At 63.2% G+C, this 13,810-nt stretch carries 16 protein-coding genes; 2 read left to right on the top strand and 14 right to left on the bottom strand.

Annotation, left to right across the window (positions count from 1 at the left end):
* Nucleotides 1-28 precede the first annotated feature (28 nt).
* The 5 genes from DXH78_RS13190 to DXH78_RS13170 all read right to left on the bottom strand — a co-directional run bounded on the left by DXH78_RS13190 (nucleotide 29) and on the right by DXH78_RS13170 (nucleotide 4,410).
* The gene (locus tag DXH78_RS13190; protein WP_210209547.1) at nucleotides 29-850 is read right to left on the bottom strand and encodes an arylamine N-acetyltransferase family protein; all 822 of its coding nucleotides are present in this window, start codon (nucleotides 848-850) and stop codon (nucleotides 29-31) included.
* 7 nt (nucleotides 851-857) lie between these two features.
* The gene (locus tag DXH78_RS13185; RefSeq protein ID WP_115517466.1) at nucleotides 858-1,202 is read right to left on the bottom strand and encodes a hypothetical protein; all 345 of its coding nucleotides are present in this window, start codon (nucleotides 1,200-1,202) and stop codon (nucleotides 858-860) included.
* Nucleotides 1,199-2,533 (bottom strand): replication-associated recombination protein A, encoded by a 1,335-nt coding sequence (locus DXH78_RS13180; RefSeq protein WP_115517884.1) that lies wholly within the window; start codon nucleotides 2,531-2,533, stop codon nucleotides 1,199-1,201. Before DXH78_RS13180 ends, DXH78_RS13185 begins: the two co-directional genes overlap by 4 nt.
* A 2-nt stretch (nucleotides 2,534-2,535) precedes the next feature.
* Nucleotides 2,536-3,921 (bottom strand): Do family serine endopeptidase, encoded by a 1,386-nt coding sequence (locus tag DXH78_RS13175; protein ID WP_115517465.1) that lies wholly within the window; start codon nucleotides 3,919-3,921, stop codon nucleotides 2,536-2,538.
* A 66-nt stretch (nucleotides 3,922-3,987) separates the two neighbouring features.
* Nucleotides 3,988-4,410, bottom strand: a complete 423-nt coding sequence (locus DXH78_RS13170; protein ID WP_115517464.1) for a winged helix-turn-helix transcriptional regulator — start codon at nucleotides 4,408-4,410, stop codon at nucleotides 3,988-3,990.
* A 119-nt stretch (nucleotides 4,411-4,529) separates the two neighbouring features.
* Between DXH78_RS13170 and DXH78_RS13165 the strand changes: the two genes are divergently transcribed.
* Nucleotides 4,530-5,546: a zinc-binding alcohol dehydrogenase family protein gene (locus DXH78_RS13165; protein ID WP_115517463.1), complete on the top strand. Its 1,017-nt coding sequence runs from the start codon at nucleotides 4,530-4,532 to the stop codon at nucleotides 5,544-5,546.
* Nucleotides 5,547-5,616: 70 nt separating this feature from the next.
* Here DXH78_RS13165 and DXH78_RS13160 read toward each other — a convergent pair whose 3' ends face one another.
* Entirely contained in the window at nucleotides 5,617-6,489 is an 873-nt protein-coding gene (locus tag DXH78_RS13160) for an SDR family oxidoreductase (protein WP_115517462.1), read from the bottom strand.
* A 121-nt stretch (nucleotides 6,490-6,610) separates the two neighbouring features.
* On the opposite strand from DXH78_RS13160, the gene DXH78_RS13155 reads away from it, so the two are divergent.
* Nucleotides 6,611-7,459 carry a helix-turn-helix transcriptional regulator gene (locus DXH78_RS13155; RefSeq protein ID WP_115517461.1) on the top strand — a complete coding sequence of 283 codons (849 nt, stop codon included), beginning with the start codon at nucleotides 6,611-6,613 and terminating at the stop codon, nucleotides 7,457-7,459.
* A 3-nt stretch (nucleotides 7,460-7,462) separates the two neighbouring features.
* Here the strand turns inward: DXH78_RS13155 and DXH78_RS13150 are convergent, their stop codons facing one another.
* The 8 genes from DXH78_RS13150 to secY all read right to left on the bottom strand — a co-directional run bounded on the left by DXH78_RS13150 (nucleotide 7,463) and on the right by secY (nucleotide 13,757).
* A complete protein-coding gene (locus DXH78_RS13150; RefSeq protein WP_245416811.1) occupies nucleotides 7,463-8,335 on the bottom strand; it encodes a c-type cytochrome in 873 nt (290 codons plus the stop codon).
* 105 nt (nucleotides 8,336-8,440) lie between these two features.
* On the bottom strand, nucleotides 8,441-9,055 hold the full coding sequence (locus DXH78_RS13145; RefSeq protein ID WP_347337769.1) for an ankyrin repeat domain-containing protein: 615 nt from the start codon (nucleotides 9,053-9,055) through the stop codon (nucleotides 8,441-8,443).
* 93 nt (nucleotides 9,056-9,148) lie between these two features.
* Nucleotides 9,149-9,571 (bottom strand): 50S ribosomal protein L17, encoded by a 423-nt coding sequence (gene rplQ / locus DXH78_RS13140; protein ID WP_115517459.1) that lies wholly within the window; start codon nucleotides 9,569-9,571, stop codon nucleotides 9,149-9,151.
* Between the two features lie 101 nt (nucleotides 9,572-9,672).
* Nucleotides 9,673-10,704, bottom strand: a complete 1,032-nt coding sequence (locus DXH78_RS13135) for a DNA-directed RNA polymerase subunit alpha (RefSeq protein ID WP_210209583.1) — start codon at nucleotides 10,702-10,704, stop codon at nucleotides 9,673-9,675.
* Nucleotides 10,705-10,828: 124 nt separating this feature from the next.
* Entirely contained in the window at nucleotides 10,829-11,221 is a 393-nt protein-coding gene (gene rpsK, locus DXH78_RS13130) for a 30S ribosomal protein S11 (protein WP_115517457.1), read from the bottom strand.
* A 60-nt stretch (nucleotides 11,222-11,281) separates the two neighbouring features.
* Nucleotides 11,282-11,656 (bottom strand): 30S ribosomal protein S13, encoded by a 375-nt coding sequence (gene rpsM / locus DXH78_RS13125; RefSeq protein WP_115517456.1) that lies wholly within the window; start codon nucleotides 11,654-11,656, stop codon nucleotides 11,282-11,284.
* Nucleotides 11,657-11,835: 179 nt separating this feature from the next.
* Nucleotides 11,836-12,429, bottom strand: a complete 594-nt coding sequence (locus DXH78_RS13120) for an adenylate kinase (RefSeq protein WP_115517455.1) — start codon at nucleotides 12,427-12,429, stop codon at nucleotides 11,836-11,838.
* Nucleotides 12,426-13,757, bottom strand: coding sequence for a preprotein translocase subunit SecY (secY, locus tag DXH78_RS13115; RefSeq protein ID WP_115517454.1), 1,332 nt, complete (start codon nucleotides 13,755-13,757; stop codon nucleotides 12,426-12,428). The genes DXH78_RS13120 and secY overlap by 4 nt, the downstream gene beginning before the upstream one ends.
* Nucleotides 13,758-13,810 lie beyond the last annotated feature (53 nt).

Below are 13,810 nucleotides of genomic sequence, written 5' to 3'. Positions count from 1 at the left end.
CGCGGACCTTTTCTGCCACCGCCACGTTTCATGCGACACCATTGGTTAGACGCGCCAGCGCGTCATCGAGACCGTGAAGACCATCGAGCTTGATGCCGAACAAGTCGGCAAGCGCATCACGCAATTCATCCGCGCCGAGCGCGCGTTTGTCGCTGCCGCCGTTCATATGATGCACCGTCAGCATGTTGTTGGACAGCGCATAGCGCTTACCCGGCAAGGCGCGCGCACCCATCAGCTGCCGCGTGAAGATCGATTGCGGGTAGGTTGAGACGAACCAGTTGCTCTGCACATGGTCCTCGTAAATCTGTTCCGACAGATCGAAGCGCAATAGCTTCAGCCATTCGCCGCGCGGATTGAACTCGATGGTGTAGTCGCCGCCGTCGCGCACGATACGGTAAGGTTCGTGTGGCGTCTGCTGCGGCCCTGAGTGGTCAAGCAGCAACGGCGCAGTCAGCACATTGCCGCCGAAGCCAACGTCGGCGACATAACGCGCACCCTCGATATCGACGAGTAGCAGGAGATGAGAGCGCTGCGTGCGCACGCCTTCCGGGCGGTTCCACAACACGCGCGCCGTGTGCTCATGGATCGTGTAACCCAGCGCTCGCAGCACATGGGAAAAAAGCAGGTTCTGTTCGAAACAGTAGCCGCCGCGCCCGGCATGGACGAGCTTGTTCTCGAGCGCCTCCCGGTCGATCGGCACCGGTCGACCGAGCAGCGGATCGAGATTCTCGAAAGCGATGGCAATGGGATGCAGCCGATGCAGGTCGCGCAAGGTCTCAAGCGTCGGCGCGCGCGGGCCGTCATAGCCGATGCGGGCCATATAGGCGTCGAGGTCGATTGTATCGGTCATCATCGCCTCACGGACAGCGCCTGAGCTCGGCGCGGTGCGCGCGATCCCAGGTCACCGAAAGCTTGCCGCCATGCGGGCGCAACGACACCGGGATGGAGCGCTCGCCGGCCATGTCCCAGCACCAAGCCTGGATATGGACGGTATCGCCGGTCTTGTACATGCGGCCGACGCGGCAGGAATCGCCCTTCCAGCGCACCGCGTAGTTGCTGACGGTCAGCGGCGCATTGTCGGAAAAGAACATGGCGCTGCAGGAGGCGTCGTCGCCCCAGCGCCCGTCGATAACGTCGGCCGCAACGGCCGGCGTCGCCACAAACATCAACGACACAATCAGAAGGCCCCGAAACCTGGTCATTCCCCGCTCTTCTCCCGGCGCAACTTCGCCCAGTAATCGAGCCGCTTTTTGATTTCGCGCTCGAATCCGCGCTCCGGCGGGTTGTAGAACTGCTGGCGTGGCAGTGCATCGGGAAAGTAGTTCTGTCCCGAGAAAGCGTCCTCGGCATCGTGGTCATAGGCATAGCCGCGGCCGTAGCCTTCCTCTTTCATCAGGTTTGTCGGCGCATTGAGGATGTGTTTGGGCGGCACCAGGGAGCCGGCCGTCTTGGCAACCTGCCGCGCCGCGCCATAGGCCTTGTAGCCGGCATTGGATTTCGGGGCGGTAGCGCAATAAATCACGGCCTGGGCGATGGCGAGTTCGCCTTCAGGGCTGCCGAGAAAATCGAAGACCTCCTTGGCGGCGTTGGCGATGACCATCGCCTGCGGGTCGGCGAGCCCGATATCCTCGATCGCCATGCGCACGACACGCCGCGCGATATAGAGCGGCGGCTCGCCGGCGTCGAACATGCGCGCCAGATAATAAAGCGCCGCATCGGGATCGGAACCGCGCACCGATTTATGCAGCGCCGAGATGAGATTGTAGTGCCCATCTTGCGACTTGTCGTAGATCGGCGCCCGGCGCTGCACGATCTCCTGCAATTTCGCGCTGTCGAACACTTCGCCCGGCCGCGCGGCACGCCAGACCTCTTCCGCCAGCGTCAGCGAGGCCCGGCCGTCGCCATCGGCCATCCCGGCCAGCATCAGCCGCGCGTTATCGTCGAGCGGCAGCGGCTTGCCTTCGGTGTGCTCGGCGCGCTCGAGCAGCTTTTCGACCGCATCCGGGCCAAGCGATTTGAACACCAGCACCCGCGCGCGCGACAGAAGCGCGGCATTGAGCTCGAAGGACGGATTCTCCGTGGTGGCGCCGACCAGCACGATGGTGCCGTCTTCCATCACCGGCAGGAAACTGTCCTGCTGGGCGCGGTTGAAACGATGCACCTCGTCGACGAACAGCAGCGTGCCCTGCCCCAGTTCGCGGCGGCGCCGCGCCTCCTCGAACACCTTCTTGAGGTCAGCGACACCGGTGAAGATCGCCGAGATCTGCTCGAAATGCAGGTCGGTCGCCTTCGCCAGCAACCGCGCCACGGTGGTCTTGCCGGTGCCCGGCGGACCCCAGAACACCATTGAGCCGAGCGAACGCGTCGACAACATGCGCGTGAGCACGCCATCGGGACCGAGCAGATGGTCCTGCCCGACGACCTCCTCGAGCTTTTGCGGACGCAGCCGGTCGGCCAGCGGCCGCGGCGCATCGCGCTCGAGCCCGGCGGCGGCGAACAGTGAAGGACCGCTTTGCGTGCCGCGCGCGGCCATCATTACCCCCCGAACATCGCGGAGATCTTCTGCCCGCGCCGCAGAATCACGATACGCCAGCCATTGCTCGGCGTGCGCGACAGGCGATCGAGATCGCGCGTTTTGTCGACGCGCGTGCCGTTAACTTCCTGGATCACGTCGCCGCGCTGGAAGCCGAGATTGCCGGCGACCGAACCGTCGTCGGTGCCGACGATGACCACGCCAGTATCGATGTTCTGCAATTGCAGTTCGTCGGCCAGCGCCGGCGACAAATTGGCGACGCGCGCGCCGGAAAAGGGTGAGCGCGATTGAATCGTGATTTCGTCGCGCGGCGCATCCGGCGCGGTTTCAAGCGCGATCGTCGCTGCCATCTCGCGGCCGGCGCGCATGACGCCCAGCTTGGCGGAGCCGCCAAGCGGCTTCGTTGCAAAGCGATAATCGAAGGCGTTGCTGTCATCGACATCCTGGCCGTCGATCGAGACGATCAGATCGCCGGCTTTAAGGCCGGCCTTGGCGGCGGGCCCATCGCGCATGACGTTGGAAATCAGCGCGCCAGCCGGGCGCTTGAGATTGAGGCCGTCGGCAATCTCCGGCGTCACGGTTTGCAGCGTGGCGCCGAGCCACGGCCGCCGCACCGCGCCGCCGCCGCCCTTGGCGGACGCGACAACGACCCTCACCATGTTGGCCGGGATGGCGAAACCGACACCCTGCGAGCCGCCCGAGCGCGAAAAAATCGCCGTGTTGATGCCCACAAGCCGGCCATTGATATCGACCAGCGCGCCGCCGGAATTGCCCGGATTGATCGCGGCGTCGGTCTGGATGAAGAACTGATAATCGGAGACGCCGACCTGCGTGCGCGCCAGCGCCGAGACGATACCGTGCGTCACCGTCTGGCCGACACCGAACGGATTGCCGATGGCCAGCACCAGATCGCCCACTTCCAGCGTGTCGGAGTTGGCGAATTCGAGGAATGGAAATGCTGCGCCATCCTTGATACGCATCACCGCAAGATCGGTGCGCGGGTCTTTCAGCACCACGGTCGCTTCAAACTCGCGCTTGTCGGCGAGCGACACCTTGATCTCGTCGGCACCTTCGATGACGTGGACATTGGTGACGATCAGCCCCGTCGGATCGACGATGACGCCGGAGCCGAGCGAGCGCTGCACCTGGTTCAGTCCGCCCGGCCCGCCGCCGAAGAAACGGCGGAAGATCGGATCGTCGAACAGCGGGTTGCGCGTCTGCACGGTTTTGGCCGCGTAGACGTTCACCACCGCGGGCGCGACGTGCTTGACGATCGGCGAATAAGACAGCCGCACCTCATTCGTAGTCGGCACGCGGCGATCCTGTGCCGGTGCGGCGACGGCGGAGGCAACGACAAAAACAAGAACGGCAGCTATCGAGCGGATCATGTGAAGTTCCGACAATGCGATCGATGATGGCTTGATCTACAAAACCTGTTGGCCGAAAAAAGGCCGTTACAGCCGCGCCTCGTCGGCTGGCATGGCGTTGATCGGACCGGCTTCGCCGCGCTTGCGGCCTTTAAGGTAGGTCTCACCCCAGTTCTTCAGCGTTTCGATGACCGGCTGCATGGTCTCGCCTAGCGGCGATAACCGGTATTCAACCCGCGGCGGCACCTCGGCATAGACCTGACGCAGGATCAGCCCGGCCTGTTCCAGCTCGCGGAGCTGTTTGGTCAGCATGCGCTGGGTAATGCCATGGAGGCCACGGCGCAGGGCGTTGAAGCGCACCGGGCCATCCTGAAGATGAAACAGAATGACGCCCTTCCACTTGCCATCGATCAGTTCGAGGGTCGCCTCGACCGGACATCCGGCCGCGCAGTCATAATCGCGGGGTGGCTTCGGAGCCTTCTTCGGCAGGCGTTGCGGGGGCATCAACATCACGTAACCTCTTGATTCGTCGCAAAGGTACCTTTTCAGGCACTAGATACAATAAAAATCCATACTTGCAAGGTTGCATCCAATCGCAGATGTGAAAGGTCTCAATTCCGGAGACCGCCATGAAAGCCGTCGGCTACCTCAAGTCCCTGCCCCTCACCGATCCCAAAGCCCTCGTCGATTTCACCGCCGACAAGCCCAGCCCCGGCCCGCACGACCTGCGGGTGGCGGTCAAGGCCATCTCGGTCAATCCGGTCGACACCAAGGTGCGGATGCGCGCCGAACCGAAAGCCGGCGAGCCGCCCAAGGTACTGGGCTATGACGCCGCCGGCGTGGTCGAGGCGGTCGGTGCGGACGTCACTTTGTTCAAGGCCGGCGACGAGGTGTTCTACGCCGGCTCGATCGCCCGCCCCGGCACTAACAGCGAATTTCATTTGGTCGACGAACGCATCGTCGGCAAGAAGCCCACGTCCCTCACCTTCGCGCAGGCAGCGGCACTGCCGCTGACCAGCATCACCGCCTGGGAAATGCTGTTCGACCGCCTCGGCGTGAAGCCCGCCAAGACACCGGACGGCCGCGCCGTGCTGGTGATCGGCGGCGGTGGCGGCGTCGGCTCGATCATGATCCAGCTCGCGCGCCGGCTCACCGGGCTCACGATCATTGCCACCGCCTCACGGCAGGAAACGCGCGACTGGTGCCTCAAGCTCGGCGCCGATCACGTCATCGACCACCACAAGCCGCTGGCCGAACAATTGAAGGCCATCGGCCATCCGCAGGTGGCAATGGTCGCCGGCATCACCGGGACCGACCAAAGCGCGCCGCAACTCGCCGATATTATCGCGCCGCAGGGCCAGTTCGTGCTCATCGACGACCCGAAAAGCCTCAACGTGATGCCGTTCAAGCCGAAGTCGATCTCGGTTCACTGGGAATCGATGTTCACTCGCTCGGTATTCGGAGCCGCGGACATGATAACCCAGCACAAGCTGCTCAACGAAGTATCGGCGATGGTCGACGCCGGGCTGATGATCACCACGGCCGCTCAGGAGCTGTCGCCGATCAATGCGGCGAACCTGATCAAGGCGCATCAGCAGGTCGAAACCGGCACGACCATCGGCAAAATTGTGCTTTCTGGTTGGTGAGCTCCCTGACAGAATCTCACCGCCAACACGGCATCGCACGCGACGCCTTCTGCTGATCGGTGAGACCTCGTTACGTCTCGAAGTAGATCTCGCGATCAATATCCGGCAGGAGCTTCGGCCCTGCCGGATTCCACTTGAGTTCGGCGCGCGTTTTCGCACTCGAGGCCGGCATGTCCGCCGATGCGAAATGGATGAACCAGCCGAAATGCGCGGCGGCTTCGTCTCGCGTCTTGCTGACGACCGGCACATTCAAGCGACGGCCCGTCACCTCGGCGATATCGCGGAACGGCACGCCCTCTTCCGCAACAGCGTGATAGCGGAACGCCGTGCCCTTCTCGAGCGCCAGACGATAGACCGGTGCGGCATCGAAACGATGCACCGCTGGCCAGCGGTTCGAACCATCGCCGATATAGACCGCCTCGCCTTTCTCGCGCGCGAGATTGATGGTGAGCGGCACGAAGGCATGATCGCCATCGCCATGCACCTGCGGCAGACGCACGATCATCGCCCGCACGCCGCGTGAGGCTGCGGCAGCGGTGGCGTACTCCGAGGCCGCGCGGGGATGCTGGCCCGGCTCGCTGTCCTCGGTGGCAAGGCCGTGAACAACGCCGGTGCCCGACGTGACGATCAGCGTCTTGCCGGTGCCGACCAGCGCATTGCCCATCGCCTCGACGATACGGCGATCATCCTCGCAGCTCTGCACGAAGCGGGTGAAGTCATGATTGAACGCGGTATGGATCACGGCATCCACGGCTTTGGCGCCGCGTATGAGGCTGTCGAGATCCTCGAGCGAGCCCTGATGCACCTCGGCGCCTGCCGCCCTGAGTTCGGCCGCGCCCTTGTCCGAGCGCGTCAGGCCGAGCACGGAATGGCCAGCTCCGATCAGATCCTGGACGACGGCGGCGCCGACAAAGCCGGTCGCGCCGGTGACGAAAACACGCATGGGAAGCCTCTTTTCATGGCGCGTGACAACACACGCGATTTGTCTGGAGGCCAATCTAGGCGTATAGATATCCGGGTAAATAGGTGACCTTATCCTATTATAATTTCTAACAGGATGCGAGATGCCGGCGGCCGCCAACGACGAGAAACAACTCGGTCTTTATCTGAAGGACCGCCGGGCAAAGCTTGATCCGGCCGCGTTCGGGCTGCCGCTCACGCGACGCCGCACGCCGGGGCTGCGCCGCGAGGAGGTGGCGCAGCGCGCTCATGTCAGCGCCACCTGGTACACATGGCTCGAACAGGGCCGCGGCGGCGCTCCGTCCGCCGATGTGCTCGACCGCATCGCCCGCGCGCTGATGCTGACGCAGGCCGAGCGCGAGCATCTCTTCTTCATCGGCCTCGGCCGTGCGCCGGACGCGCATGCGCATGTGCATGCCGATCAGGGCGTGTCGCCCCGCCTGCAACGGCTGATCGACTCCATGGAGCTGAACCCTGCCGTGGTGAAGACCACGACTTGGGATGTGGTCGCCTGGAATAAAGCCGCAGCGGCGGTGCTCACCGATTACGCAAAACTGCCGCCCAACAATCGCAACATCCTCCGTATTATTTTCGCCGACCCGTACAGCCGCGCACGACAAAAGGACTGGCACGCCGTCGCCCGTTTTGTCGTCGCCGCATTTCGCGCCGATGCCGCGCGATCCGGTGCATCCGACAAGGTCAAGGCACTGGTCGATGAACTGAGCGCGGCCAGCCCTGACTTCGCGGCGATGTGGCGCGAGAACGACGTGCGCCATTACGGCGAAGGCACCAAGAATATCCGATCGCCCAAGGGCGACATGATCGGCCTCGAATATTCATCCTTCGCCGTCGACGGCCGGCCCGATCTCGGGCTGGTCGTCTACACGCCAGCGACCGTGGCGGATGCGGCGAAGGTGAAGATGCTGGTGAAGGGCAAGAAGAAAAAGCGGTAGCCGTCACTCCTTGGCCGGCACCATGCGCAGATAGGCAATCATCGCGTCGATATCTTCGCCGGTCATGCGCGCATAAAAGGGATACCCCATCGGCGGCCTGAGCTTGTGGCCGTCCATGGACACGCCTTGTGTGATCGCGGCTCTGATCTGCGCGTCGGTCCAGTCGCCGAGACCCTTGGCTTTGCTCGCGGTAATATTGGCCGACACCGACTTGCCCCAGGGCCCCGGGAATTCCATGCCGCCCTTGCCGAGATCGCCGACGAAGTCCTTGCCCCTGGCGCCGAACGGCGTGTGGCACTCCATGCAGTGGGCGATGGTGGCGAGGTAGAAGCCATTCTTCACCTTGTCGCTCAGCATCGCTTCCGTGTAGGGCTTTTCCGCTCCGGGGAACGCGTGATGCGGGATCTGCATCTTGTAGACCGGGTCCGGCACCTTGTTCTTGACCGGCTTGACCGTGCGCAGATAAGCGACGATGGCGTCCATGTCGCGTTCGGTGATGATGCCGTAGAAGGCGGTGGGCATCACAGCGGCAATCTGCACGCCATTCGGCCGCTGTCCGGTGCGCAGCAGATGCTTGATCTGGGCATCGGTCCAGCTGCCGATGCCGGTTTCCTTGTCCTGCGTGATGTTCGAGCCGGTCACCTTGAACGGCGGCTCGTCGAACAACAACCCGCCCGACAACGCCCGGGAGAAATCCGGGCCGTTCGGCCCCATGGGCGTATGGCAGTTGTGGCAGGTCATCACGGTGTTGACGAGATAGCCGCCGCGCGCGACCAGATCCCCATTCGCCTGCGCGTTGGCGGCGGTGCCGGCCAAAGCGGATAATACAAACAAGGCGGCTGCGCCAAACGCACGCCGCGGCATGACTTTGAACATGATTGTCCCCCGAGGTGGAATTCGCTTCTTGTGTGGCGCCCGAATATCACAATACCGGGACCCCGATGTGACCGCCATCACAAGCGCAGCGTTATCAAACACCGGCTATCGCGCGCCGGCCGTTTCCAGGATCGCAACGATGGCGGCATAGCCGCGGCGGCGGGCGTGGGCGAGTGGGCTGACGCCCTCGCGGTCGGCGATAGTTACACTTGCACCTGACCGCACCAGATCGCGCACGATCTCGGTATGTACCGGCCCGCCATCCCCCAGCACGATGGCTTCCAGGAGCGCCGTCCAGCCAAGTTTGTTGACGTGGTCCTTGTCGATCGCGGTGCGCAGAAGAATGCGCACGGTTTCCGGATGGCCATGGTGGGCGGCCGGGATCAAGCCGGTGCCGCCATAGCGGTTGGTGCTCTGGAGGTCGGCGCCGGCCGCCAGCGTCATGCGCAGGATGTCGTTGCGGCCTTCGGCAGCGGCGTAAAGGTAGGGCGAATCCTGGATCGCGTCCTTCGCGTTGACGTCGGCGCCGGCCGCAATCAGCAGCCTTGCGGCCTCCGTCCCGACGCCCGGCGGAGCATGGGTCGCAGCGAGCAGCGCCGTGCGGCCCTGCCCGTCGCGCGCCCGAACGCTGGCGCCCTCGGCGATCAGCCGGCGCACGGCAATGCCATCGCCGCGGCCTGCGGCCTCGATCAGGGCCTGGTCGGCTTTTGTATCGCCCATCGCGCGACCTGCCATCCCGGCAGCGACCAAAAGAAAAAGGGCGGTGCCAAGCACCGCCCTTGTTATCATTGTCAGCGCGAAGCGCATCGCTCCTTAAGCGTTTTCGTCTTCGGCCTGCTTGGCCTGCACTGGGCCCGAATCCAGGCCCTTGGCATCGACGTCGCGATCGACAAACTCAATCACGGCCTGCGCCGCATTGTCGCCATAGCGAAAGCCGGCTTTCATGATGCGGGTGTAGCCGCCGTGACGATCCTTGTAACGCGGCGCCAGCGTGTCGAAGAGCTTCTTGACCATGTTGGCATCGCGCAGCTCGGAGATCGCCTGGCGGCGGGCCGACAGATCGCCCTTCTTGCCGAGCGTGATCAGCTTCTCGACGATCGGACGCAGTTCCTTCGCCTTCGGCAGAGTCGTGACGATCTGCTCGTGCTTGATCAAGGAAGCGGCCATGTTGGCCAGCATCGCCATGCGATGCGAAGAGTGCCTTCCCAACTTGCGATAGACTTTACCGTGACGCATCGCGTAACTCCCTGCCTCTATCCTGTTTGCCCCGGACCATTCCGGAGCGCCGCGGAAGGCGGCTAAAAGCCCGAACCGGGCGGCGCCCGGTTCGAGTATTTCTAGTAATGATCCTCGAAGCGCTTGGCGAGCTCTTCGATGTTTTCCGGCGGCCAGCCCGGCACTTCCATGCCGAGGTGGAGGCCCATCTGCGCCAGCACTTCCTTGATCTCGTTGAGCGACTTGCGGCCGAAGTTCGGCGTGCGCAGCATCTCGGCTTCGGTCTTCTGAACCAGATCGCCGATGTAGACGATGTTGTCGTTCTTGAGACAGTTGGCCGAACGCACCGACAGCTCGAGCTCGTCCACCTTCTTGAGGAAAGCCGGGTTGAAGGCGAGGTCCGGGATGGTTTCCGCGGCCTGCTCCTTGCGGGGCTCCTCGAAGTTCACGAATACGTTGAGCTGGTCCTGGAGGATGCGCGCGGCATAAGCCAGCGAATCTTCCGGCGTCACCGCGCCGTTGGTCTCGATGGTCAGCGTCAGCTTGTCGTAGTCGAGGATCTGACCTTCGCGGGTGTTCTCGACCTTGTACGACACCTTGCGCACCGGCGAGTACAGCGAGTCGACCGGGATCAGACCGATCGGCGCATCTTCCGGACGGTTACGCTCGGCGGCCACATAGCCCTTGCCGGTGTTGACGGTGAGCTCCATGCGGATCTCGGCGCCCTCGTCCAGCGTGCAGAGCACGAGATCGGGGTTGAGCACCACGACATCGCCGACGGTCTGAATGTCGCCCGCGGTAACGGTGCCCGGACCCTGCTTCTTCACCACCATGCGCTTGGGGCCTTCGCCCTGCATCTTGATGGCGATGTCCTTGACGTTGAGCACAAGGTCGGTGACGTCCTCGCGCACGCCAGCGATCGAGGAGAACTCATGCAGCACGCCGTCGATGTGGACGGACTGCACCGCCGCGCCCTGCAGCGACGACAACAAAATGCGCCGCAGCGCATTGCCAAGCGTTACGCCAAAACCGCGCTCGAGCGGCTCGGCGATGACGGTCGCAAAGCGCGCCGGGTCGGACCCCGCCGTCACCTGGAGCTTGTTCGGCCTGATCAGTTCCTGCCAATTTTTCTGAATCACGTGTTCACCCGTTATGAGCGTCGCTCGTTAGAGGAGCGCATCGCTGAGCCTGCCCAGCGCACCCCACCCGCCGCGTGTGGGGTCAATGAACGGCGGCGGCGGACGCGGGTAATCCCGAGCGTCCGCCTTACGAAATCAATTACACCCGACGCCGCTTGCGCGGCCGGCAGCCATTGTGCGGGATCGAGGTCACATCACGAATTGACGTGATGGTGAAGCCGGAAGCCTGCAACGCACGCAACGCCGACTCGCGACCCGAACCCGGACCGGACACTTCCACTTCGAGGGTGCGCATGCCGTGCTCCTGCGCCTTCTTCGAAGCGTCTTCCGCGGCCATCTGCGCCGCATAAGGCGTCGACTTGCGCGAACCCTTGAAGCCCATCGTACCGGACGACGACCAGGCGATAGCGTTGCCCTGCGCGTCGGTGATGGTGATCATGGTGTTGTTGAACGACGCGTTCACGTGGGCGACGCCCGACGCGATGTTCTTGCGCTCGCGCCGGCGGACGCGGGTGGTGGCTTCCTTCGCCATAGTCAATCAGTCCCTTCAAAGCCCGCCTGCCGTCATGCGGCGCGGGCACGTTCAGCTCGGTTAGGCAGTCTTCTTCTTGCCGGCGATGGTCTTCGCCGGGCCTTTGCGCGTGCGCGCGTTGGTGTGCGTGCGCTGACCGCGGACCGGCAGGCCCTTGCGGTGACGCAGGCCGCGGTAGCAGCCGAGGTCCATCAGACGCTTGATGTTCATCGACGTCTCGCGACGCAGATCGCCTTCCACCAGATATTCCTGGTCGATGAGTTCGCGGATCTGCAGAACCTCAGCGTCGGTGAGCTGCGACACGCGGCGCTCGGCCGGCAGGTTCAGCTTGGTGACAATATCCTTGGCGATCTTCTGACCGATGCCATGGATGTACTGGAGCGCGATGACAACACGCTTATTGGTGGGCAAATTGACGCCCGCGATACGAGCCACGGATGCTCTCTCCTGTTACCGGCCAGCCGCTGTAAGGCGGCAAATTCTTGTTTCCCTGGAAGGGGTTAGGCAAAACGTAAGACGACACCCGTTCCCGCCCTCTTGGGGGAACCGGTATCGCGCCAAACTCTTGGATACGCTCTCTATTAAGGGATTCATGAGGGCTTCGTCAACCTCTGCTAGATGGTCTTAGATGGTTTCAGGATACCATCTAGCGCAGCGGTTACCTGGTCTACCGGGGCCATGCCGTCGACGCTCCTCAGCATGCCCTTGGAATCGTAATAGCCGGTCAGCGGCGCGGTCTGCGCCCTGTAGGCGTCCAGACGGCCTTTGAGGACCTCCGGTTTGTCGTCCGAGCGCACTTTTTCGCCCCGCGCGGTCATTTCCGCGACCCGGTTCTCAATGCGTTTGATCAGGATGCCCTCGTCGACCTTCAGCTCGATCACGGCGTCGAGCTTGAGGCCGCGATCAGCCAGCAGCTTGTCCAGCGCCTCCGCCTGCGGAACGGTGCGCGGGAAGCCATCAAGTACAAAGCCCTTGCTGGCATCGGGCTGGTCGATTCGGTCGGCGATGATCGCAACCACGACCTCGTCCGGCACCAGCTGCCCGGCTTCCATGATGCTCTTGGCTTTCAGGCCGACCGGTGTACCGGCCGCGACGGCTGCGCGAAGCATGTCGCCGGTCGACAGCTGCACGATGCCGTGCTTGTCGACGAGTCGCTGCGACTGCGTGCCCTTCCCCGCCCCCGGCGGGCCGAGCAGGATCAATCTCATCTATTGCGCCCCCGCAATTTGGATTTCTTGATCAGGCCTTCGTACTGATGCGCCAGCAGATAGCCCTGCACCTGCGCAACGGTGTCCATCGTCACCGAGACGACGATGAGCAGCGACGTGCCGCCGAAGTAGAACGGCACCGCGGCATAGGAAATCAGAACTTCCGGGATCAAACAGACGATCGACAGATAGATCGCACCAACGATCGTGATTCGCGACAGCACATAGTCGATGTATTCGGCAGTACGCTCGCCAGGACGGATGCCGGGAATGAAGCCGCCGTGCTTCTTCAAATTCTCGGCCGTCTCAGTCGGGTTGAATACGACTGCGGTGTAGAAGAAGCAGAAGAACACGATCAGCGCCAGATACAGCACCAGGAACAGCGGCCGGCCGTGACCGAGCAATGTCGTCACCGTGGTCAGCCATTCGGGCCCCGAGCCAGCGTTGAAGTTCGCGACCGTCGTGGGCAGCAGCAGCAGCGACGAGGCGAAGATCGGCGGAATGACGCCCGAAGTGTTGAGCTTGAGCGGCAGATGCGAGGACTGGCCCTCGAACATGCGGTTGCCGACCTGGCGCTTCGGATACTGAATCAGCAGGCGGCGCTGCGCGCGCTCCATAAACACGATGAAGGCAATAACAACGACCGACATCACGATGACCAGCAGGATAAAGCCGGTCGAGATCGCACCCTGACGGCCGAGTTCGAGGGTGTTTGCGATGGCAGCCGGCAGTTCGGCGACGATGCCGGCGAAGATGATCAGCGAGATGCCGTTGCCAATGCCGCGCGCGGTGATCTGTTCGCCGAGCCACATCAGGAACATGGTGCCGCCGGTGAGCGTGATTGTGGTCGAAATCAGGAAGAACAGGCCAGGCTGGCTGACGACATTGCCGGCGCCCTGCAGACCGACGGCGATGCCGTAGGACTGGAACAGCGCCAACACCACGGTGAGATACCGGGTGTACTGGTTCATGACCTTGCGGCCGGCCTCGCCTTCCTTCTTCAGCGCTTCAAGCTGCGGCGACACCGTCGTCATCAGCTGAATAATGATGGAGGCCGAGATGTAAGGCATAATGTTCAAGGCGAAGATCGCCATCCGGTGGATGCCGCCACCGGAGAACATGTTGAACATGCCGAGAATGCCGCCCGACTGACTGTTGAACAGCTGCGCCCAAGCGGTGGGGTCAATGCCCGGCAGCGGAATGTAGGTGCCGAGGCGATAAACCAACAGCGCGCCGATGGTGAACCAGATGCGCTTCTTAAGCTCATCGGCCTTGGCGAGCGCGCCGAAATTGAGATTGGCTGCCAGTTGTTCCGCTGCCGAAACCATTCGCTCGCTCCTGCCGACGCCTGAAAGCCGCTCCCCGGATCGCCGGCTTGCTT

The sequence above is a fragment of the Undibacter mobilis genome (assembly GCF_003367195.1).
Classification (GTDB): domain Bacteria; phylum Pseudomonadota; class Alphaproteobacteria; order Rhizobiales; family Xanthobacteraceae; genus Pseudolabrys; species Pseudolabrys mobilis.
The sequence above is the reverse complement of the archived record's forward strand: the minus strand, read 5'-3'. Positions and strand labels throughout refer to the sequence as shown.

What these genes read in the sequence shown, in the direction of transcription:
- rpsK (WP_115517457.1), bottom strand. Translation starts at nt 11,221, where the DNA reads ATGGCGAAGGAAGCCACCACCCGCGTCCGCCGGCGCGAGCGCAAGAAC.
- DXH78_RS13160 (WP_115517462.1), bottom strand. Translation starts at nt 6,489, where the DNA reads ATGCGTGTTTTCGTCACCGGCGCGACCGGCTTTGTCGGCGCCGCCGTC.
- secY (WP_115517454.1), bottom strand. Translation starts at nt 13,757, where the DNA reads ATGGTTTCGGCAGCGGAACAACTGGCAGCCAATCTCAATTTCGGCGCG.
- DXH78_RS13190 (WP_210209547.1), bottom strand. Translation starts at nt 850, where the DNA reads ATGACCGATACAATCGACCTCGACGCCTATATGGCCCGCATCGGCTAT.
- rplQ (WP_115517459.1), bottom strand. Translation starts at nt 9,571, where the DNA reads ATGCGTCACGGTAAAGTCTATCGCAAGTTGGGAAGGCACTCTTCGCAT.
- DXH78_RS13165 (WP_115517463.1), top strand. Translation starts at nt 4,530, where the DNA reads ATGAAAGCCGTCGGCTACCTCAAGTCCCTGCCCCTCACCGATCCCAAA.
- DXH78_RS13145 (WP_347337769.1), bottom strand. Translation starts at nt 9,055, where the DNA reads ATGGGCGATACAAAAGCCGACCAGGCCCTGATCGAGGCCGCAGGCCGC.
- DXH78_RS13150 (WP_245416811.1), bottom strand. Translation starts at nt 8,335, where the DNA reads ATGTTCAAAGTCATGCCGCGGCGTGCGTTTGGCGCAGCCGCCTTGTTT.
- DXH78_RS13170 (WP_115517464.1), bottom strand. Translation starts at nt 4,410, where the DNA reads ATGTTGATGCCCCCGCAACGCCTGCCGAAGAAGGCTCCGAAGCCACCC.
- DXH78_RS13155 (WP_115517461.1), top strand. Translation starts at nt 6,611, where the DNA reads ATGCCGGCGGCCGCCAACGACGAGAAACAACTCGGTCTTTATCTGAAG.
- DXH78_RS13180 (WP_115517884.1), bottom strand. Translation starts at nt 2,533, where the DNA reads ATGGCCGCGCGCGGCACGCAAAGCGGTCCTTCACTGTTCGCCGCCGCC.
- DXH78_RS13185 (WP_115517466.1), bottom strand. Translation starts at nt 1,202, where the DNA reads ATGACCAGGTTTCGGGGCCTTCTGATTGTGTCGTTGATGTTTGTGGCG.
- DXH78_RS13120 (WP_115517455.1), bottom strand. Translation starts at nt 12,429, where the DNA reads ATGAGATTGATCCTGCTCGGCCCGCCGGGGGCGGGGAAGGGCACGCAG.
- DXH78_RS13175 (WP_115517465.1), bottom strand. Translation starts at nt 3,921, where the DNA reads ATGATCCGCTCGATAGCTGCCGTTCTTGTTTTTGTCGTTGCCTCCGCC.